The 1,173-nt window shown below is 42.4% G+C and carries 1 protein-coding gene and 1 pseudogene; one reads left to right on the plus strand and one right to left on the minus strand.

What is annotated here, in order from left to right; genetic code table 11:
• Window positions 1-23: 23 nt before the first annotated feature.
• The gene (gene hinT, locus BCT81_RS02435; protein ID WP_004736268.1) at window positions 24-374 is read right to left on the minus strand and encodes a purine nucleoside phosphoramidase; all 351 of its coding nucleotides are present in this window, start codon (window positions 372-374) and stop codon (window positions 24-26) included.
• 276 nt (window positions 375-650) lie between these two features.
• On the opposite strand from hinT, the pseudogene BCT81_RS02440 reads away from it, so the two are divergent.
• A pseudogene (locus tag BCT81_RS02440) lies at window positions 651-1,173 on the plus strand (methyl-accepting chemotaxis protein); the annotation flags it as partial.

Consider the following 1,173-nt stretch of genomic DNA (forward strand, 5'->3'; position numbering starts at 1 on the left):
GTTAATTCGTTAACTTATTTTGATTAGCTCATCAGTAAAGGGCCAAGCGGACGGCCACCAACTAAGTGCATGTGGATGTGGTAAACCTCTTGGCCACCATGAGAGTTACAGTTCACGATAAGACGGTAACCATCCTCTGCGATACCCTCTTCTTTTGCTAGCTTACGAGCAACTGTAAACATGCGCCCCATCATTGCTTCGTCTTCCACTTCAACATCGTTGGTCGTTGGAATTAGCTTATTAGGGATAATTAAGATGTGGCTAGGCGCACGTGGGTTGATGTCACGAAACGCTGTCACTAAATCGTCTTGGTATAGCAGATCTGCTGGAATTTCTTTGTTAATAATCTTACTAAAGATGGTTTCTTCAGCCATGTTTTTCTCCGATAAAACATTTACTTTTTAGTGCTTTGAGTATGCGCTATGCCGCTACAAACCACAATAAACCTGCTTTAAAGCTTAATAAAAAACACCGTTCAAATCAAAGAAAACTAGCCTAAGCTCTCAAGAATGGCATGTTGATTATAACTGAGGGTTATTTTTGCTGTGTGCGTCATAAAATGCGTAAGCGGAGCTCAATAGAATGCTGACAATTTTGTTAGTTTTACTTTGACCTGACATTAGGTCTGCATTTTATTTAGGGAGAAAGCCATGAAGGGATCTGTGATCAAGCGTATGTACGCTGGTTTCGCACTGATCATCATCATGTTCGCAGTCACGATAACCATCATGATGAACAGCATGAATCAGATACACAGCAATTTTGAGAGTGTCTCAGAAACCTCTTTACCGCTTGTTGCGCTTTCCAATCAAACAAGTGTCCAATTGCTTTCGGCAGATAAGTCATTCAAAGATTTCTTAACCACACAAAACACTGAACGCATGTCTGCAATGCGCACAGAGTTTGCCGCATCACAAAACGCTTTTTCAGAAGTCCTTGGTAATCTAGAAGCGGCAAGCCAAAACAACACCTCACTCATCGAACGCATTACTCAGCTAAGAGCCATGGAAGAACGCTACTTTGCTGAAGCGGATGAAGCGATGAACAACTACGTCGCGATGTTTGAAGCGCAAGAGCAAGTACAAAAAGCATCACGTGATTTCCAACGCCTACACTCAGAATTGACCGTTGGCATGAAAGAGTACGTTGCCGATCAGAAGAGCATCTCTGTGA

Origin of the sequence: Vibrio sp. 10N.261.52.A1 (genome assembly GCF_002876325.1) — a bacterium.
Classification (GTDB): Bacteria; Pseudomonadota; Gammaproteobacteria; order Enterobacterales; family Vibrionaceae; genus Vibrio; species Vibrio chagasii.

Coding starts and splice junctions, on each gene's coding strand:
- hinT (WP_004736268.1), bottom strand. CDS start 374: ATGGCTGAAGAAACCATCTTTAGTAAGATTATTAACAAAGAAATTCCA.